The organism is Microbacterium sp. C448 (genome assembly GCF_000582705.2).
Classification (GTDB): domain Bacteria; phylum Actinomycetota; class Actinomycetes; order Actinomycetales; family Microbacteriaceae; genus Microbacterium; species Microbacterium lacus_A.
Window position 1 is genome coordinate 1 of sequence record NZ_HG779615.1, and the last position, 18,777, is coordinate 18,777.

General features: G+C 67.6%; 16 protein-coding genes. 3 read left to right on the top strand and 13 right to left on the bottom strand.

From position 1 onward, the window contains the following. Nucleotides 1-99: 99 nt before the first annotated feature. The 10 genes from aroB to MIC448_RS03345 form a co-directional block, all read right to left on the bottom strand. Entirely contained in the window at nucleotides 100-1,185 is a 1,086-nt protein-coding gene (gene aroB, locus MIC448_RS03300) for a 3-dehydroquinate synthase (protein WP_036296043.1), read from the bottom strand. After that, nucleotides 1,182-1,700: a shikimate kinase gene (locus MIC448_RS03305; protein ID WP_036296045.1), complete on the bottom strand. Its 519-nt coding sequence runs from the start codon at nucleotides 1,698-1,700 to the stop codon at nucleotides 1,182-1,184. The genes aroB and MIC448_RS03305 overlap by 4 nt, the downstream gene beginning before the upstream one ends. Then, nucleotides 1,684-2,913 (bottom strand): chorismate synthase, encoded by a 1,230-nt coding sequence (gene aroC / locus MIC448_RS03310; protein WP_036296048.1) that lies wholly within the window; start codon nucleotides 2,911-2,913, stop codon nucleotides 1,684-1,686. The genes MIC448_RS03305 and aroC overlap by 17 nt, the downstream gene beginning before the upstream one ends. Nucleotides 2,914-2,917: 4 nt before the next feature. Continuing rightward, nucleotides 2,918-3,766, bottom strand: a complete 849-nt coding sequence (locus MIC448_RS03315) for a shikimate dehydrogenase (RefSeq protein ID WP_036296050.1) — start codon at nucleotides 3,764-3,766, stop codon at nucleotides 2,918-2,920. 1 nt (nucleotide 3,767) lies between these two features. After that, a complete protein-coding gene (gene mltG, locus MIC448_RS03320) occupies nucleotides 3,768-5,408 on the bottom strand; it encodes an endolytic transglycosylase MltG (RefSeq protein WP_081766162.1) in 1,641 nt (546 codons plus the stop codon). Nucleotides 5,409-5,411: 3 nt separating this feature from the next. Beyond that, nucleotides 5,412-5,879: a Holliday junction resolvase RuvX gene (ruvX, locus tag MIC448_RS03325; RefSeq protein ID WP_036296053.1), complete on the bottom strand. Its 468-nt coding sequence runs from the start codon at nucleotides 5,877-5,879 to the stop codon at nucleotides 5,412-5,414. Further along, nucleotides 5,876-8,542 (bottom strand): alanine--tRNA ligase, encoded by a 2,667-nt coding sequence (gene alaS, locus MIC448_RS03330; RefSeq protein ID WP_036296057.1) that lies wholly within the window; start codon nucleotides 8,540-8,542, stop codon nucleotides 5,876-5,878. The genes ruvX and alaS overlap by 4 nt, the downstream gene beginning before the upstream one ends. A 75-nt stretch (nucleotides 8,543-8,617) precedes the next feature. Further along, a complete protein-coding gene (locus MIC448_RS03335) occupies nucleotides 8,618-8,947 on the bottom strand; it encodes a hypothetical protein (protein WP_036296061.1) in 330 nt (109 codons plus the stop codon). A 117-nt stretch (nucleotides 8,948-9,064) separates the two neighbouring features. Beyond that, nucleotides 9,065-9,694 carry a 30S ribosomal protein S4 gene (gene rpsD / locus MIC448_RS03340; RefSeq protein WP_036296063.1) on the bottom strand — a complete coding sequence of 210 codons (630 nt, stop codon included), beginning with the start codon at nucleotides 9,692-9,694 and terminating at the stop codon, nucleotides 9,065-9,067. A 169-nt stretch (nucleotides 9,695-9,863) separates the two neighbouring features. Next, nucleotides 9,864-11,243, bottom strand: a complete 1,380-nt coding sequence (locus MIC448_RS03345; RefSeq protein ID WP_144237971.1) for a replication-associated recombination protein A — start codon at nucleotides 11,241-11,243, stop codon at nucleotides 9,864-9,866. A 211-nt stretch (nucleotides 11,244-11,454) separates the two neighbouring features. On the opposite strand from MIC448_RS03345, the gene MIC448_RS03350 reads away from it, so the two are divergent. The 3 genes from MIC448_RS03350 (at nucleotide 11,455) to MIC448_RS03360 (ending at nucleotide 13,728) form a co-directional block, all read left to right on the top strand. Then, complete coding sequence (locus tag MIC448_RS03350; RefSeq protein WP_036296065.1) at nucleotides 11,455-11,721, top strand: hypothetical protein; 267 nt, start codon at nucleotides 11,455-11,457, stop codon at nucleotides 11,719-11,721. Between the two features lie 61 nt (nucleotides 11,722-11,782). Then, on the top strand, nucleotides 11,783-13,051 hold the full coding sequence (locus tag MIC448_RS03355; protein ID WP_051513057.1) for a DUF349 domain-containing protein: 1,269 nt from the start codon (nucleotides 11,783-11,785) through the stop codon (nucleotides 13,049-13,051). A gap of 74 nt (nucleotides 13,052-13,125) precedes the next feature. After that, nucleotides 13,126-13,728: a type IV toxin-antitoxin system AbiEi family antitoxin gene (locus MIC448_RS03360; RefSeq protein ID WP_036296068.1), complete on the top strand. Its 603-nt coding sequence runs from the start codon at nucleotides 13,126-13,128 to the stop codon at nucleotides 13,726-13,728. On the opposite strand, the gene MIC448_RS03365 is transcribed toward MIC448_RS03360, so the two are convergent. The 3 genes from MIC448_RS03365 to secD form a co-directional block, all read right to left on the bottom strand. After that, a complete protein-coding gene (locus MIC448_RS03365; RefSeq protein WP_036296071.1) occupies nucleotides 13,707-15,962 on the bottom strand; it encodes a bifunctional (p)ppGpp synthetase/guanosine-3',5'-bis(diphosphate) 3'-pyrophosphohydrolase in 2,256 nt (751 codons plus the stop codon). The genes MIC448_RS03360 and MIC448_RS03365 overlap by 22 nt on opposite strands. 103 nt (nucleotides 15,963-16,065) lie before the next feature. Next, nucleotides 16,066-17,055, bottom strand: a complete 990-nt coding sequence (gene secF, locus MIC448_RS03370) for a protein translocase subunit SecF (protein ID WP_036296074.1) — start codon at nucleotides 17,053-17,055, stop codon at nucleotides 16,066-16,068. Further along, nucleotides 17,055-18,773, bottom strand: a complete 1,719-nt coding sequence (secD, locus tag MIC448_RS03375) for a protein translocase subunit SecD (protein WP_036296077.1) — start codon at nucleotides 18,771-18,773, stop codon at nucleotides 17,055-17,057. The genes secF and secD overlap by 1 nt, the downstream gene beginning before the upstream one ends. Nucleotides 18,774-18,777 lie beyond the last annotated feature (4 nt).

Sequence of the window (18,777 nt, forward strand, 5' to 3'; positions counted from 1 at the left end):
CCGAAGGCTCATCGGTGGATCGAGGTTAAGCGCAACGGGGCACGGTGAAACCTGCCCCGTTGCATCCCAGGTGCCCCGCATCGCCCGGCCACGGGCAACTCAGCCGCCCGCGACCTCCTGGTACGCGGCGAACAGGAGCGAGTCATCCGGCGCCTGCAAGACGGTGGGGCGCGCGATGTCGTCCAGAACGATGAAGCGCAACAGCCCGGCGCGGCTCTTCTTATCGCGCTGCATCGACGCGAGCAGAGTCGGCCACGCTCCCGCCCGGTAGGTGGTGGGAAGGCCGAGGAGTTCCAGGATGTCGCGGTGACGCGCAGCCGCCGCATCCGGCAAGCGTCCCGCCAGGCGTGACAGCTCGGCGGCGAAGACCATACCGACCGAGATCGCGGCGCCGTGGCGCCAGCGATAGCGTTCTGCGTGCTCGATCGCGTGGCCGAGTGTGTGACCGTAGTTCAGGACCTCGCGCAGGCCAGACTCATGGAAGTCCTCGCTCACGACACGGGCCTTCATCCCGATCGCGAGTTCGACGCACTCGCGGAAGACGGGGCTCGTGACATTTGTTGCCGCGGTGGGGTCTGCCTCGATCGCGTCAAGGATCTGCGGGTGCCAGATGAAGCCGGCCTTGACGACCTCGGCGAACCCGGCGACGGCCTCATTCTTCGGCAGCGATTCGAGCAGGTCCAGGTCGCAGATCACGGCGCGCGGGGCCCAGAACGCTCCCACCAGGTTCTTGCCCTCGGCCGTGTTGATGCCGGTCTTGCCTCCGACGGCCGCATCGACCATGCCGAGCACGGTCGTCGGCACCTGCACCAGGTCGACGCCGCGCAGCCAGGTCGCGGCGACGAAGCCCGCCAGGTCGGTCACGGCCCCGCCTCCGAAGCCGACAACCGCGTCGGTTCGTGTGAAGTCGGCCTGGCCCATGATCTGCCAGCAGAACGCCGCGACCTCGACGCGCTTGCCCTGCTCGGCATCCGGAATCTCGGCGAGCAACACTTCCCGACCGCCCTCGTCCATCAGTTGCTGACGCAGCTCACCCGCGCGCGCTCCGAGCGTCGGCGGGTGCACGACGAGGACCTTGCGGACGGTCGGCGCGAGCGCGGCGCTCACACGGTCGAGGATGCCGCGGCCCACCGTGATGTCGTAGCTGGACTCGCCGGTGACGGTGATGGTGGTGACGTCGTTCATTCGTCTGCTTTCAGCCAGTCCAGGACGGCCGTCGCGACATGCGTGATCGGCCCGGAGGATGTGTCGAAGGTCACGTCGGCGACCTCTTCGTAGAGGGGGCGGCGCTCCGCGTAGATCCGCTCCCAAGCGCCGACCGGATCGTCGCCCGCAACAAGCGGCCGGTTGGCGTCGCGGATGCGCGAGGCAACGGTCTCGGGCGAAACCGTGAGGTACACGACGCGGTGCGGCGCGAGCGCTGCCCGCGTGTCTGCATCGAGCACCGCTCCCCCGCCCAGTGAGATGACCCCGCCGTGTCCGAGGGACTCCGCCACGGCCTCGCGCTCGAGCGCACGGAAGCGTGGCTCGCCCTGGATCGTGAAGATCTCGGGGATGGGACCGTGATCGCGGACGATCACGCGGTCGGTGTCGACGAACGGAAGATGCAGCGCGCGGGCGACGCGGCGACCGATGCTCGTCTTGCCCGCACCCATCGGGCCGATGAAGACGATGGCCCGGGCGTCAGCCGAAGAGTTCATGCTCGACGAGTGCCGCCTCGGACGCGGGCGTCGTGCGCAGCGTCTCGGGGATAGCCGCGAGGTAGCCGTCGAGGTTGCGACGCGTCTCGCCGACACTGTCGCCGCCGAACTTCTCGAGCACGGCGTCGGCGAGCACGATGGCGACCATCGCCTCGGCGACGACACCCGCGGCCGGGACAGCACAGACGTCCGAGCGCTGGTGGTGCGCGGATGCCGTGTCACCCGTCGCGACGTCGACCGTGCGAAGCGCGTGGGGCACGGTCGCGATGGGCTTCATGCCGGCGCTGACGCGCAGCACGGTGCCGGTCGACATGCCGCCTTCGGTTCCACCCGCCCGATCGGTCGATCGCGAGATGCCGTCGGTCGTGGCGAACAACTCGTCGTGGGCGGCCGAGCCCCGGCGCGTCGTGGTGAGGAAGCCGTCGCCGACCTCGACGCCCTTGATCGCCTGGATGCTCATGAGTGCCTGGGCGAGCTTGCCATCGAGCCGTCGATCCCAGTGCACGTGAGACCCGAGTCCCGGCGGCAGACCGTAGGCGAGGACCTCGACGATCCCACCCAGAGTGTCGCCGTCCTTGCGCGCGGCGTCGACCTCGGCGACCATGCGCGTCGAGGTCTCGGCGTCGAAGCACCGCAGGTCGTCGGCGTCGAGCGCGTCCACGTCGTCCGGCGTGGGTAGCGCGGCGCCATCCGGTACATGCACGGTACCGATCGACAGCGTGTGGCTGACCAGACGGATGCCGAGCTCGGCCAGGAACGCGCGCGCGACCGCACCGAGCGCGACCCGGGCCGCTGTCTCGCGGGCACTTGCCCGCTCGAGGATCGGACGTGCCTCGTCGAAGTCGTACTTCTGCATGCCGACAAGATCGGCGTGGCCCGGGCGCGGACGCGTGAGAGCCGCACTTCGTCCACGAGACTTCTCGGTCAACTCGACCGGCTCGGCGCTCATGACCTCGACCCACTTGGGCCATTCCGTATTGCCGACGCGAAGCGCGATCGGGCTGCCCAGGCTCAGGCCGTGGCGAACGCCAGCCGAGATCGTGAGGTCATCCTGCTCGAACTTCATGCGCGAGCCGCGGCCGTAGCCGAGCTTGCGGCGTTGCAGGTCGGCCTGGATCGCCTCGGATGAGACGGGCACGCCGGAGGGCAGACCCTCCATGATGGCGATCAGTTCGGGGCCGTGCGATTCGCCGGCGGTGAGGACGCGGAGCATCCTCCTAGTCTCCCATGAGCGCGGAGCGCATCGCGGCGAACACCGCGTGCTCGTCCGGCAACGAGGCCTCGACATCGCCCGAGACGAAGAAGCGCACCTGCAAAAGCGCCTGGTGGAGCAGCATCGGGAGTCCCGACATCACGCGGGCCCCGCCTGTCGACCATGCCTCGGCCAGAGCCGATGGCCAGGGGCTGTACGCAACATCGAGAAGCGAGCCGCCCGCATCCGCCACCGACGCGACGAGTTCGGGCGCGAGCACCGTGCCGCCCGGCAGGGTGCTGATGGTCACGTCCGCGGCGGCGTGCGGGGGCGTCCCGAGGGGATACGGATGCACGTCGACGCCGATCCGGTCGCCCAGATCGACGAGCGGCGCAATCGATACGAGACGACGGGCGCAGACATCCACCCGTCGCGTGCCGAGCTCTCCGAGCGCGACGATCGCGGAGGATGCCGTGGCCCCCGCGCCGATCAGGCGTGCGACATCCGGCGCCGAAACGCCGAGCTCACGCAAGGCGCCCACCAGCCCCCCGACGTCCGTGTTGACGCCGTGCGGTCCGGCGTCGGGGCCCAGTCGGAGCGTGTTCACGGCGCCGGTGAGTTCGGCGCGCCGATCGCGACGAGACGCGGCCGCGAAGGCGCGCTCCTTGAGCGGCATCGTCAGCGAGAGGCCCCGCCATTCCGGACCTAGGCCCGCCAGAGCAGCGTCGAACCCCTCCGCGTCGACCTCGCGTCGGCTGTAACTCCACGGAAGATCGAGCACGCCATATGCAGCGGCATGCAGCTCGGGCGAGCGACTGTGCGCGACGGGGCTGCCCCACACGGCGAGAGCCGCGGGGCCCGGCACCTCCGTCACGTCAACAACCGCCGTCAGGGTTGTCTGCGCACCACTGCTGCCACTGATCGACAGCCTGCAGGTGCTCGTCATACGTGTCGGTGAACACGGTCTCGCCGGTGTCGAGATTGACCGTCACGAAATAGAGCCAGGTGCCTTCCACCGGTTTCATCGCCGCGTCGATGGCGACATCGCCCGGGTTCGCGATCGGTCCGACCGGCAACCCTTCGACCACGTACGTGTTCCAGGGATTGTCGTCTTCGAGGGCCTCTGCCGACGAGCTCACCGTTCCGTCGTGCATCTCGCCGTAGCCGTACTGCGCCGTCGAGTCCATCTGGAGCTTGCCGAACGTCTCGGGGTTATCGGGCAGCAGGCGGTTCTGGATGACGCGAGAGACCTTGTAGAAATCATCGGTCTCGCGTGCCTCGCGCTGGATGATCGAGGCGATCGTGAGGATGCGCTGGCGATCGTCGACGGGAACGCCCGCGGTATCCAGCGAGGTCACGGTGCGGTCCACCATCCGCTGAATGACCTGCGTCGCGGTGATTCCCGGATCAAACTCGTACAGCGCCGGGAACAGCCACCCCTCAAGACTCGACGCGGCCACGCCGTAGGCAGCGGGATCTGCGATGGCGGCCTGGAAGTCCTCGATCGGCAGGCCGATCCCCTCCGCCAGAATGGGCAGGGTCTGCTCCACCGTCAATCCTTCGCGGACGAGTGCAGAGTTCTCGAGCTTGTTCTCGGGGTTCTCGAGCGCCGCGAGAGCAGCGGCCGACGTCATCTTCTGCTGCAGCGTGTACACACCGGGATAAAAGGTGGGCACCGCGTCCAGTTCGAGCAACCACGAATAGAACGCGCCGGGGGTTTTTGTCACGCCGGCGTTGAAGAGACTCTGCGAGATCGCCTGTCCCCCGTCGCCGGAGGCGATCGTGACGAGGGCCTCGCCCTCAGCGATGCCATCCTCGTAGTCGCGCGGTTCTTCCCAGCCCATGAGGGCACGGATGGGGCCCTCATAGTTGCTCCACGCCCACGCCGTGCCGAGGCCGATGCCGCCGAACAGCAGAACGACCACGCCGAGCGCGATCCACCCGCCGATGCGACGGTTGCGGCGCTTCTCCTTCTTGGACGGGACGATACGTTTCTCCTCGGCGAACAGTTCGTCGAGCGTCGGAGTCGACGCCGCGCGACCCTCGGGCGAGACATCCTCGAGCGTGGGCGTGGCCGAGCGACGCAGCTGCGGCTCCGAGTCCGCCACAGCGCCCGCGGCGACACCGCCCGGGATCACCTCCGCCGCGCTCGGCGCACGGGGCGTTGCTCGGGGTTCGGGGGTGGGGTCGGGCGTCACGGATGCTGCGTTCGGCGCAGCTGGTGCAGGCGGCGTGGACGGCGCCGGTGCTGGAGCATCCTGTCCCCGACTAGCCGGAGACGCGACCGTGGGGCTCTCACCCGTCGCGCGCTGGCGCAACTCACGGCGCGAAAGCGGGACCTGACGCGCAGCGGCGTCCTCGGCCGAGGACGCCGGCAGCGGCGGAGTAGTGGGCTTCTCCTCGGCCGGGGCCGCGGAGTCGTCGACCGCGCGTCTGCGCGGATCGGGCAGGCGCCCGAACAGGTCGGCGAGCCGGTCATCACCGGAATGCTCGTCGGGACGCTTGTCGTCGGACATCAACTACTCCTCGGGCAGGACGGGTTGACCGGCCGGAAGCCCCGTTCGCTTCTCGACATCGAGAGCTTGCTGCAGGAGCACGACCGCGGCGACCTGGTCCACAATGCTACGTGAACCTCGCTGGGAGCGCCCGGAACGGCGGAGGGCATCGTTCGCCGTCACGGTCGTCAGGCGTTCGTCGAGCAGCCTGACGGGTAAAGCGGATGCCCCGGCCACCGCCCCCGCGAACTCGCGAGCGTCGGCGGTCGACGCCGTCTCCCGTCCGGCGAGGCTGATCGGCAGGCCCACCACGATCTCGACCGCGTCGAGTTCGCGTGCGATCTCGACGACTCGCGCAATAGGATCACCGCTCGCCCGCGGGACGGTTTCGACCGGCGTCGCAAGCAGGCCGTCGCGGTCACAGCGCGCAACACCGACTCGGGCCATGCCGACGTCGATTCCGAGTCGCACGCCCGGTCGGAAGCTGCTCACGCGGTGAGCGCCTCGAGAGCAGAGCGGACAGCGGCGAGACCCGCCGGGATGGCCGCGGGATCCGTGCCCCCGCCCTGCGCGACGTCGTCTCGACCGCCGCCACCGCCGCCGAGAGCAGCAGCGGCACCCTTCGCGAGGGCACCCGCCTTCGCCCCCGCGGTGCGGGCGGCCTCGTTCGTCGCCACGATCACGACAGCACGACCGTCAATGGTGCCCCCGAGCGCGACGACCGCGGGCTCCGTGCCCAGGCGATCACGCACGGCCGTGACGAGTTGCCGGAGGTCGTCCTGCGACGCCACCGCTCCAACGGACTCGGCCACGAGCGCGGTGCCGGAGACAGCCGAAGCCGTCTGAGCAAGCGCCGGGACGCGATCGCGGAGAGCGCGGGTCTCGAACGCCGCAACCTTCTTCTCGGCCGCCTTGAGGCTCGCGGTGAGCTCAGTGATGCGGGCGGGTAGCTGGTCGCGCGGCGTCTTGAGCGTCGACGTGAGCTGAGACACGATCGCGCGCTCCGCCGCCAGTTCCCGGAACGCGTCCAGACCGACGAGGGCCTCGACGCGACGGTTGGATGCGCCGACGGACTGCTCCCCGACGAGGTTGATGAGGCCGATCTGTGCGCTCGTGGACACGTGGGTACCACCGCAGAGCTCGCGGGACCAGGGCCCCCCGATGTCGACCATGCGCACGACGTCGCCGTACTTCTCGCCGAAGAGCGCCTGCGCTCCGGCAGCTTTCGCCTCATCGAGCGAAAGAACGCGGGTCGACACTTCGAGGTTGTCGCGCACCGCGTTGTTGGCGATCTCTTCGATCTCAGACTTGGTCGCGTCGGACAGCGCCTGCCCCCACGCGAAGTCGAAACGGAGGTAGCCGGCACGGTTGAGCGATCCGGTCTGCGTCGCCGACGACCCGAGGGTGTCCCGCAGGGCCGCGTGGATCAGGTGCGTCGCGGAGTGCGCCTGCTGCGCCGCGCGTCGGTTGAGGGCATCGACGACAGTGGTCGCGGGCTGGCCGACACCAACCTCACCCGTCGTCACCTCGACCGTGTGGCTGATGAGGCCGGGCACGGGCCGCTGAACGTCCAGGACCTCGAGCTCGTAGCCTGGACCGACAATCACGCCCTTGTCGGCAACCTGCCCACCCGACTCGGCGTAGAGCGCCGTCTCGGCAAGAAACACCTCGGCGATCTGGCCCGCGCTGGCGCGGTCTGCGGGAAGACCGTCGACCAGCAGCCCGAGCACGCGCGACTCCGTCTCGAGATCCGTGTAGCCCGTGAACGCGGTTTCTCCGAGCGCTCGCATCTCGCGATAGATGCTCGTGTCGGCGAGTTGCCGCTTGCGCGACTTCGCGTCTGCCTTTGCACGGGTGCGCTGCTCGAGCATGAGGGCGTCGAAGGCGTCGCGGTCGACCGACAGACCCGCTTCCTGGGCGATCTCCAGAGTCAGGTCGATCGGGAACCCGTAGGTGTCGTGCAGCAGGAACGCCTCGGATCCGGAGATCGTCGTGCCCCCGGCATCCTTCATCTGAACGACCGAGTCATCCAGCAGGCTCGAACCCGCAGCGAGCGTTCGCAGGAAGGTCGCCTCTTCCGCAAGGGCGTACTGCTCGATGCGCGGGTAATCCGTCGCGACGATCGGGTACGACTCCTTCATGGCGTCGCGGGACTCGGCGAACAGCTCCGCGAATGTCGGACCGTCCACACCCAGCAGGCGCATGGAACGAATCGCTCGACGCATGAGGCGGCGAAGGATGTAGCCCCGGCCCTCGTTCGAGGGGGTCACGCCGTCCGAGAGCAGCATGAGCGACGAGCGCACGTGATCGGCCACGACGCGGAAGCGGATGTCGTCCTGGTGATCCGCCCCGTACGTGCGGCCCGAGAGCGCGACGGCCCGGTCGAGAACGGGACGCACCTGGTCCGTCTCGTACATGTTGTCGACGCCCTGCTTGATGAACGCGACGCGCTCGAGCCCCATGCCGGTGTCGATGTTCTTGTTCGGCAGCTCTCCGACGATGTCGAAGACGTACTTCGACTGCACGTTGGTGATCTCGTACTGCATGAAGACGAGGTTCCAGATCTCGACGTAGCGATCGTCGTCCGTGGCGGGCCCCCCATCGATGCCGTACGCGGGACCACGGTCGAAGAAGATCTCGGAACACGGACCGGCGGGGCCCGGAAGGCCCGTCGACCAGTAATTCGTGTCTTTGCCGAGGCGCTGGATGCGCTCCTCCGGCAGATCCGTCAACGAGCGCCAGAGGTCGTGGGCCTCGTCGTCTTCTTCGTAAACCGTGACCCACAGGTCCTTCGGATCGAACCCCAGGCCACCTTCGGCATCCGGAGTCGTGAGCAGCTCCCACGCGAAGCGGATCGCGCCTTCCTTGAAGTAATCGCCAAACGACCAGTTGCCGAGCATCTGGAAGAAGGTGCCGTGCCGCGGTGTGTGACCGACCTCTTCGATATCGAGCGTGCGGATGCACTTCTGTACGTCGGCGGCGCGCTTGTACGGGGCCGGAACGTCACCACTCAGGTACGGGATGAACGGAACCATGCCGGCGACCGTGAACAGCAGCGCTGGGTCGTCCGTAACGAGCGAGGCGCTCGGCACGATCACGTGACCGTTCTTCTCGAAATAGTCGAGGTAACGCTGAGCGATCTCGGCGGTCTTCATGAGCGGGATTCCTCGCAGGGGTAAGCGCGTGAGTAACCGGCCACCCGGCGAGGGCGGCCGCGAAAACGGTTGGGGTCAGTCCTTGGCCGACTCGGCGGTGTCGGTCACGGCGTCCGAGACGGTCCCGGCAGCATCCGAGACCGCGTCCGATGCGGCGGCCTTCGTGGAAGCGGCAGCATCCGAGACGGCGGATACGGCGCCGGCCGCTACATCCCGTGCTCCGCTGACGAAATCGTCGAGCTTCGCCTCTTGACCCCGGTACGCCTCGCCGATGCGATCGGTGAACTCACCGATGCGCGCGTCGACCTCGGCGAGGACCTCGTGGCCGGTCGGATTCTTGTTGATCACGTGGGCAGCGGCGAAACCGCCGACGATACCGATCAGGAACCAGAGCAGGCTCTTCATGTCACCACTTCCTCGCACTCATGAACCGCACGCGCGGCATCCGTCCATCGTAGTGTCCGACGACGAAGGGCGCCCGGATCCTCGCGGATCGGACGCCCTTCGGTGAAATCGCAGTGCTTAGCGCGCCGCGTAGTACTCGACGACGAGCTGGACCTCGCACGTGACCGGAACCTCGGCACGCTTCGGGCGACGGACCAGGCGGGCCTGGAGCGTCGACAGGTCGACCTCGAGGTAGCCCGGAACCGGGGGCAGAACGTCGGCGTGACCACCGGCGGCGGCGACCTGGAACGGCTCGGTGCCCTCGCTCTTCGGCTTGACGTGGATCATCTGACCCGGCTTCACGCGGAAGGACGGGCGGTCGACGAGCTGGCCGTCGACCAGGATGTGACGGTGCACGACGAGCTGGCGGGCCTGCGCCGTGGTGCGGGCGAAGCCAGAGCGCACGACGAGCGCGTCGAGACGCTGCTCGAGCAGCTCGACCAGGTTCTCACCGGTCAGGCCGGACTGGCGGCGTGCCTCGTTGAACGTGTTGCGCATCTGCGCCTCGCGGATGCCGTACTGGGCGCGAAGACGCTGCTTCTCCCGGAGGCGGACGGCGTAGTCGCTGTCCTGCTTGCGCTTGGAGCGGCCGTGCTCGCCCGGGGCGTAGGGACGCTTCTCGAGGAACTTGGCGGCCTTCGGAGTGAGGGCGATGCCGAGCGCGCGGGACAGGCGGGTCTTGCTGCGGGTCCGTGACTTAGTGGACACGTTTACCTTTCGGGACGTACGAACGTGGAATACCCCGGCTCGCGCGCAGCGGACCGAGGGAAGTGAAGAGGGGTGTGCCAGGGGCGTCCGGCTACAGGACGACACCCGTCGCTTCTTCTCGCGCAGCCGCACGCTCGACAGAAACTAGGCCAGGGAAGATCCTAGCACGTCAGTCTTCTGAGCCCAGGATTCGGCGGATCTTGTCGAGGCGGGTCCGGATGTCTCGTTCGGCACCCCGTGGGGTCGGCTCGTAATAGCGGACGCCGCGCAGGGGGTCGGGCAGGTACTGCTGTGTGGCGACACCGACCTCCGTGTCGTGCGGGTAGACGTATCCCTTGCCATGTCCGAGCCGCTTGGCTCCCGCGTAGTGCGCGTCGCGCAAATGCAGAGGCACGGTGCCAGCACGTCCGCCGCGAACATCGGCGATGGCCTTGTCTATCGCCACGTAGGCCGCGTTGGACTTCGCAGCGGTCGCCAGATACGCGGTCGCCTCAGCGAGCGGAATGCGCCCCTCGGGCATGCCGATGAACTGAACCGCGTCGGCAGCAGCCACCGCCATCGGCAGGGCTTGTGGGTCGGCGAGCCCGATGTCTTCGGCCGCAGAGATGATCAGACGCCGCGCGATGAACCGCGGGTCCTCCCCCGCCTCGATCATGCGGGCCAGGTAGTGCAGCGAGGCATCCACATCCGATCCGCGGATGGATTTGATGAATGCGCTGATGACGTCGTAGTGCTCGTCGCCCTGTCGGTCGTACCGCAGCAGGGCCCGGTCGACGGCTTGCGCGACGACGTCATCGGTGATGACGGGCAGATCGCCGTCTTCGTCTTCCCCACCGTCGACATCGAGCTCGTCATCCGTCCGCACGTCATGAACCGCGCCCACCATCGACGCCGCGGCCTCGAGCGCGGTCAGTGCACGCCGCGCATCGCCGGATGACAGTCGGACGAGCGCAGCGCGTGCGGCCGGATCGACAGTGACCGCCCCGGCCAGGCCCCGCGCATCGGTCACCGCCCGATCGAGCAGCGATCCCAACTCCTCGTCCGACAGCGGGCGGAGAGTGAGCAGGAGCGAGCGCGAAAGCAGAGGCGACACGACCGAGAACGACGGGTTCTCGGTCGTCGCGGCGATCAGTACAACCCAGCCGTTCTCGACGCCGGGCAACAACGCATCTTGCTGCGCCTTGGTGAAGCGGTGGATCTCATCCAGAAACAGGATGGTCGAGGTTCCATACAGATCGCGCTGCGTGAGCGCCTCTTGCATGACCTCGCGAACATCCTTCACACCGGCGGTCACCGCGGACAGCTCGACGAAGCGACGACCCGACGACCGCGCGATCGCCTGCGCGAGCGTCGTCTTGCCGGTACCCGGCGGGCCCCACAGGATCACCGAAACGGCGCCGGTCGACGCCCGATTCGGGTCTGCCAGCGCGACGAGAGGCGAACCGGGCCGCAGCAGGTGCTCCTGGCCCGCGATCTCGTCGAGGGAAGACGGACGCATGCGGACCGCCAGGGGTGTCGACCCCTGGAACAGCGCTTGCGTACCCGTCACCGTCCCAGGCTAGTCGGGGCTCCTACATAGCGACTCACTCGTCATCCCCCGACCCTCGTCACCCCGCCCCTCCCACCGAGTGGACGCAACAAGCCGTTCCACATCCATACGACACGGCATGTTGCGTCCACTCGCGGGGGCTCGGGCGCCAGTTTGGTCGCCCATAGCGCTCCTGCGTAGAGTTCAGGCGATCGACCTCAGGAGCTAACGGATGGCCAAGCCGGATAAAGACCGCGCAGAGCGCGAGCGAGCACGCGTCTACCAGGCACGCCTGGAGTTGCGCGCGTCGCAACTCACGCGTCGCCGGCGCGACACGATCGTGGCGTCGGTGGTCGGCGGCATCGTCATCCTCGCCGCCATCGGCGGTCAGTTCGCGTACTACGGGGCCGGCCCCGGCGCCCCTGTACCCGAGATCTCGCCCTCCCCGACGCCCAGCGTGTCGTCCGATCCGGTTCCCGGCCCGACGACCACCCCCTAGCCCGCACGGAGCGTCGTACTAGGCTGGGGGAGTTTCCGCCCCCCACAGCAAGAGGTGCACCGTGTCCCCCGAGCCTGCTTCCGCCCCCGACCTGGCGTGGGGCCGCGTCGACGACGACGGCACCGTCTCCGTCCGCGAGGTCTCTGCCGTAGACGGCACCGACAGCTGGCGCGTCGTCGGTCAGTATCCCGACGGCACCCCCGACGAGGCGCTCGCCTACTTCGCCCGTAAGTTCAGCGACCTGGCCGACAAGGTCCGCCTGCTGGAGCAGCGTCAGCGTGGCGGCGGGGCTTCTGCATCCGACCTGACCACCGCGGCCAAGCACCTGCGCGCCGAAATCGACGGCGCCTCGGCGGTCGGGAACCTCGCGAACCTCATGGGTCGTGTTGATGCCATCCTCGAGACGCTGAGCGCCGCCACCGCCACGGAAGCCGCCGCTGCCAAGGAGGCGGTCAACGCCGCCGTCGTGGAGCGCACCGAGCTGGTCGTGAAGGCCGAGGCCCTCGCCGCGCGCGATCCCAAGTCCGTGCAGTGGAAGCAGGCGACGCAGGAGCTGAACGACCTGTTCGAGTCCTGGCAGGCGCACCAGCAGAACGGACCGCGCCTGCCCAAGCGCGAATCGCAGGAGCTGTGGAAGCGATTCCGCGACGCCCGTGCCACGGTCGAGAAGCACCGACGCGAATTCTTCGCCGAGCTGGACGAGACCCACAAGGGCGCCCGCGACCGCAAGGCTCGCCTGGTCGAACGTGCCGAGGCACTCCTCCCCAAGGGCGAAGACGGCATTCCGCTGTACCGCGCTCTGCTGGATGAGTGGAAGGCCGCCGGCCGGGCCGGCAAAAAGGTGGATGACTCGCTCTGGGCCAAGTTCAAGGCCGCGGGCGACGCGCTGTACGCCACGCGCGCCGAGAAGGAGGCCGCGGAGGTCGCCGAGTCCGAGCCCAAGATCGAGGCCAAGCAGGCCCTGCTCTCAGAGGCCGCGGCAGTTGCCGACGAACGCGACCTAACGGCCGCGCGTTCGCTCCTGGCCTCGATTCAGCGCCGCTGGGACGAGATCGGGCGCGTATCGCCGCGTGAGCGCGATCGCTCCCTCGACGACGCGATGCGCAAGATCGAGCAGGCCCTCAAGGCGCGCGAAGAGGTCGACTGGAAGCGCAACAACCCCGAGACGAAGGCCCGCGCGGGCGACATGGCACGTCAGCTCGCCGATGCCATCGACAAGCTCGAGGCCGAACTTGCCGCCGCGACCGCGAAGGGTGACAGTTCGGCCGTGAAGCGGATCTCCGCCGACCTCGACACGCGCCGCGCGTGGCTCAAGGTCGTCGACGGCTAGAGCCGGGCAGAGCTTGTCCACAGATGTGCTCGCATCAGCCGTGGGCACACGGGGCGTGCGATTCAATCGATCGCATGCTCTGGCCTCTGATCTACCTTCCCGGTGAGCGGCTCTCGGTAGCCGAACTCTCCGCCGCTCGGCTCGACGGCGACGTCGTCGAAATCGGCGAGGGGTACATGCCTGCGGACGCCATCGAGAGCACAGCCACGCGCGCAGCGTCGTTGCGGTCGATCTGCGGGTCCCGCCTCGTGGTCGGCCTGTGGAGTGCCGCCTGGGTCTACGGCGCCCTCCCGGACCCACCGTCGCGGCACAGCGTCATGCGCGGCGCCGCGCATCGAATCGGAAACCTCATCGACCGGCGGGCGATCTTCCACGACGTGGGCGTCGAAGAGCAGGACGTGGCGGATGTCGAGGGCGTGCTCGTCACGTCACCGCTACGCACCGTGATCGATGTCGCCCGGCGCATCCGCGAGCCCGAACATCGCGAGCGCGCCACCGCCGTCGTCGTCGCGCTGATCGAGGCAGGCCTGGTAGATCCTCGGGAGGCGATCACGCGAATGGATTCCGTCAAGCGTCTTCCGGGTTCGAAGCACGCGCGGCGGGAAATCGCCCGTCACCTCGAGGGGACCCGTGAGCGGGCGGCTAGCCTGCCTCGTCAACCGGTCGTGACGCGGTAGACGTCGTAGACGGCGTCGATCCTGCGCACGGCATTCAGCACACGATCGAGGTGCACGATGTCGCCCATCTCGAAGACGAATTTGCTGAGCGCGAGCCGCTCGTCCGTCGTCGCAACCGTCGCCGACAGGATGTTCACGTGATGCTCGGTGAGCACACGTGTGACGTCTGAGAGCAGACCGGAGCGGTCCAGTGCCTCGACCTGGATCTGCACGAGGAAGATGCCCTTCGGGGCGGACCCCCACGAGACCTCGATCATGCGTTCGGGATCCGAGGTCAGCGCTTCGACATTGGGGCAGTCGGCTCGATGCACCGACACCCCGCTGCCCCGGGTCACGAAGCCGACGATGTCGTCTCCGGGCACGGGCGTGCAGCACTTGGCCAGTTTGACCAGGATGTCGGCGGCACCGCGCACGAGCACGCCCGTGTCGTTCGACCGCGGCGTACGCGGCCGACCGAGATGCGGTAGCTCGACGGGGCCTGTCGAGGTGTCCTCTTCTGTCGCGACGAGGGCTGTGACCTTCTCGATGACGGATTGCGTCGAAACGTGCCCCTCGCCGACCGCGGCGTAGAGGGCCGAGACATCCTCATAACGCAGTTGGTGCGCGACTTCGCCGAACGAATCCTGGCTCATCAGGCGTTGCAGGGGCAGGTTCTGCCGGCGCATAGCGCGCGCGATGGCTTCCTTGCCCTGTTCGACCGCCTCTTCGCGGCGCTCCTTCGTGAACCATCCGCGAATCTTGTTGCGCGCACGCGTGCTCTTGACGAAGCTCAGCCAGTCCTGGCTTGGTCCCGCGTCGGGGTTCTTGGACGTGAACACCTCGACGACATCGCCGGACGACAGAGAGGAGTCGAGGGGTACGAGTCGGCCGTTCACCTTCGCGCCCATGGTGCGGTGACCGACCTCGGTGTGCACGGCGTAGGCGAAGTCGACCGGCGTCGCCTCGGCCGGCAGACCGATGACGCGACCCTTCGGCGTGAAGACGTAGACCTCTTTCGCGCCGATCTCGTAGCGCAGGGAGTCGAGGAACTCGCCCGGATCGGCCGTTTCGGCTTGCCAGTCCGAGATATGAGCGAGCCACGCCATATCGGCGTCCTGGGCCTTCGGGTCGGTCTTGCCCCCGTTGATGCGCTCCTTGTACTTCCAGTGCGCCGCAACACCGTATTCGGCCTGCTGGTGCATCTCGTTCGTACGGATCTGGATCTCGACCGTGCGACCACCGGGACCGATAACGGTCGTGTGGAGCGACTGGTAGAGATTGAACTTCGGGGTCGCGATGTAATCCTTGAAACGCCCCGGGATCGGCGTCCACCGCGCGTGGATGGCACCGAGCACCGCGTAGCAGTCCCGCACCGTCGAGACGAGGACGCGGATGCCGATCAGATCGTAGATGTCGTCGAACTCACGTCCGCGAACGACCATCTTCTGGTACACCGAATAGAGCTGCTTCGGGCGTCCCGCGACTCGTCCGCGGATCCGCAGTTCTCGCAGGTCTTCCTCGACCGAGCCGATGACGTTGTCGACGTACTCTTCGCGCTGTGGTGTGCGCTGCTTGACGAGGCTTTCGATCTCGGCGTAGAGCTTGGGATGCAGCACCGCGAACGACAGGTCTTCGAGTTCGGCCTTGATGGCCTGGATACCGAGCCGGTGCGCCAGCGGGGCGTAGATCTCGAGGGTCTCGGTGGCCTTCTTCTGCGCCTTCTCGGGCGGCACGAAACCCCAGGTGCGCGCGTTGTGCAGGCGGTCGGCCAGCTTGATGACGAGCACCCGGATGTCCTTCGACATCGCCACAATCATCTTGCGGACGGTCTCGGCCTGCGCCGCATCGCCGTACTTGACCTTGTCGAGCTTGGTGACGCCGTCGACGAGCATCGAGACTTCGTCGCCGAAGTCGGCCGAGAGCTGATCGAGGCTGTACGCGGTGTCTTCGACGGTGTCGTGCAGGAGCGCGGCAGCGATCGCCTTCGGACCGAGGCCGAGCTCGGCGAGGATCTGCGACACCGCGACCGGATGCGTGATGTACGGCTCGCCGCTCTGGCGCAGCTGGCCCTGATGCGCGCGCTCGGCGACGACGTATGCGCGCTCGATGAGGGCGAAGTCACCCTTGGGGTGGTTGGCACGCACGGTGCGGATGAGGTGTTCGACCCCGCCGCGACGTGTCGAACGCGAGAAGATCCGGGGAACCAGCCGTCGAAGGCTCGAAGTCTGCGGTGCCGGGGGCAGGATTTCGGTCATACCGTGCCCTCCCCCGCCTCGATAAAGCGGTGTGGCACCACCCCGCTGGATCGGACCATCCTACGCCCGCGCGCGGGACGGCTCGGCGGCATCGGTGTGGTGCTCAGCTGTCCACCGCGGCGAGTTCCCGGGCCGCGCGGATGCGCTCGTCGCGCTCACGCAGCTGCGGCTCGCCCTCGCGGAACAGCGAGTACAGGGGCGCGGCGACGAACAGTGTCGAGTACGCCGCGACGACGATGCCCACGGTGATCGAGAGTGAGATGTCGCTGAGCGTGTCGGCGCCCAGCCACAGCGCACCGATGAAGAGAATCGCCGCAACCGGCAGGACCGCAACGATGGACGTGTTGATCGAGCGCACCAGGGTCTGGTTGACGGCCAGGTTGACGGACTCGCCGAACGTGCGCCCCGTGGTGAGGCCGTCCTCCGTCGTGTTCTCTCGAATCTTGTCGAACACGACCGTGGTGTCGTAGAGCGAATAACCCAGAATCGTGAGGAATCCGATCACCGCCGCGGGCGATATCTCGAAACCGGCCAGTGCGTAGACACCGACCGTGATGATGAGCACGTCAACGAGCCCGATGATCGCGGCGGCGGACATCTTCCACGTGCGGAAGTAGATCGCCATGATCAGGAAGGTCAGCGCGAGGAAGATCGCGAGCCCCCAGAGGGACTGTCGCGTGACGTCCTGACCCCACGTCGGGCCGATGAACGATGTCGTGACCTCTTCAGTCGGCACGTCGTAGGCCGTCGCAAGGGCAGCGCTCACCGCAAGCGTGTCGTCCGCGCTCATCTGGTCCGTCTGAACGCGGATGGCCGTGCCACCGATCGTGGTGACTTTCGTCGTCGCCTCGGGGACGACCGTGTGCACGGCGTCCGTCGCGATGAGCTGGTCGGGCGCCTCGAGGCCCGAGACCGTGAACTGCGACCCACCGGTGAACTCGATGGAGAACTGCGGGGGCTTGACCAGCAGGCCCAGCGCCGAGCCGATCACCAACACGATCGCGACGATGAACCACAGTCGACGTCGCGGGACGAAGGGTACGGAGAGTTTGCCCGTGTAGAGGTCGTTGCCGAACTGGCTCATGGAGCGCATCAGTCGTTCCCTCCCGGGTTCTTCGGAGCGGGTTTGAACGAGGCGGCGATCTCCGCCTGCTTGCGTTCCGCGATCGTCTGTCGTCGCTCCGCCTCACCACGTGAACGCGCGAGACGCTTGGCCTTCGTGCCCTCGCTTACCACCGGCGCGCGGAACTCGGAGCGGCTGTGGTAGACCGCGCCCAGCGCCGTCGGATCGAGGCCGGAGAGCGGATGCCCCTGGCCGAAGAAGCGCGTGCGGGCAAGCAGCTGCATGACCGGGTGCGTGAAGATCACGAAGATCAAAATGTCGATCAGGGTGGTGAGGCCGAGCGTGAAGGCGAAGCCCTTGACCGTGGCGTCGGCCAGGATGTACAGCACGACGGCGGCCAGGATGTTGATCGACTTCGAGATGTAGATCGTGCGTTTGGCTCGCGCCCAGCCATCCTCGACGGCACCCGTGATGCTCTTGCCGTCGCGCAGCTCGTCGCGTATTCGCTCGAAGTACACGATGAACGAGTCGGCCGTGAACCCGATGGTGACGATCAACCCCGCGACACCGGCGAGCGACAGACGGAAGCCCATGCGCCACGACAGGATGCAGAGCATCACGTAGGTCAGCACGCCCATCACGATGAGCGAGGCGATGATGACGAAGCCGAGTGCTCGGTACGAGATCAGGGAGTACAGGGCGACGAGAGCCAGGCCGATGAGGCCCGCGATCAGGCCGATCTGTAGCTGCTGCGAACCGAGGGTCGCCGAGATGGTGTCGGAGCTGACGACCGTGAAGCTCAGCGGCAGTGCACCGTACTTCAGCTGATCCGCGAGGGCCTGCGAGCTCTCCTGATCGAAGTTTCCGGTGATGCTCGGGCGGCCGTCGAGGATCAGGCCGTTCATCGACGGCGCCGAGATGACATCGCCGTCGAGCACGAACGCGAACTGGTTCAGGGGTGCGGTCGCACCGTACAGCCGCTGGCTGACCTCACCGAAGATTTCGGTGCCTTCGGCGTCCAGCGTGAGCTGAACCGACCACTGGTTGTTGGTCGTGTCGAGACCGAACGTCGCATCGTCGATGGCCGTGCCATCGATCTCGACGGGTCCGAGGATGTACTTGACGCTGCCGTCCGTCTCGCACGTGATGAGCGGCTGGTCGGCCGGGGCGTTCGCGGGGTCGTTGTTCTCGTCGGCGCAGTTGTACGCCAGGAACTCGGCCTGCAATGCGGGCGTGACCCAGTTGGGGTCGCTGGCGTTCGATGGCTCTGCGGTGGGCGTGGCCTCGAGCGACGGGTCCGGAGTCGGATACGGCGTCGCTTCGCCGTCCTCGCCGACGAACTCGGTGGCCGGGCTCCCGGTGTAGATGACGGGGCGCAGCTGAAGCTGCGCGCTCGCCTGGATACGCTCGCGTGTTTCTTCGTCGGCTGTGCCCGGAATCTGCACGACGATGTTGCGCCCGCCCTCGGTCGCAACATCGGCCTCACCGACACCCGAGGCATCCACGCGCTGGCGCATGATCGTGACAGCCTGCTCGAGCTGCTCGCTGGACGGCGCGGCGCCATCCTCGGTCTGCGCCTCGAGGATGATCTGCGTACCGCCCTGCAGATCGAGCGCAAGCTCGGGCGCCCAGGTGCTCTGTTGGAACACGTACACGCCGAGCGCGTTGACGCCGAACAGGATGCCGATGATCGCCAGCAGGCCGATCAAGGCCCGCCAGGCATGGCGGACAGGTGAAGAAGTCGCCACCAGG

Bases quoted from the DNA above. Each gene is read 5' to 3' on its own strand.
- secF (WP_036296074.1), bottom strand. From the start codon at position 17,055: ATGCGCTCCATGAGCCAGTTCGGCAACGACCTCTACACGGGCAAACTC.
- mltG (WP_081766162.1), bottom strand. From the start codon at position 5,408: ATGTCCGACGACAAGCGTCCCGACGAGCATTCCGGTGATGACCGGCTC.
- MIC448_RS03335 (WP_036296061.1), bottom strand. From the start codon at position 8,947: ATGAAGAGCCTGCTCTGGTTCCTGATCGGTATCGTCGGCGGTTTCGCC.
- aroB (WP_036296043.1), bottom strand. From the start codon at position 1,185: ATGAACGACGTCACCACCATCACCGTCACCGGCGAGTCCAGCTACGAC.
- MIC448_RS03350 (WP_036296065.1), top strand. From the start codon at position 11,455: ATGGCCAAGCCGGATAAAGACCGCGCAGAGCGCGAGCGAGCACGCGTC.
- aroC (WP_036296048.1), bottom strand. From the start codon at position 2,913: ATGCTCCGCGTCCTCACCGCCGGCGAATCGCACGGCCCCGAACTGATC.
- MIC448_RS03305 (WP_036296045.1), bottom strand. From the start codon at position 1,700: ATGAACTCTTCGGCTGACGCCCGGGCCATCGTCTTCATCGGCCCGATG.
- MIC448_RS03360 (WP_036296068.1), top strand. From the start codon at position 13,126: ATGCTCTGGCCTCTGATCTACCTTCCCGGTGAGCGGCTCTCGGTAGCC.
- alaS (WP_036296057.1), bottom strand. From the start codon at position 8,542: ATGAAGACCGCCGAGATCGCTCAGCGTTACCTCGACTATTTCGAGAAG.
- MIC448_RS03365 (WP_036296071.1), bottom strand. From the start codon at position 15,962: ATGACCGAAATCCTGCCCCCGGCACCGCAGACTTCGAGCCTTCGACGG.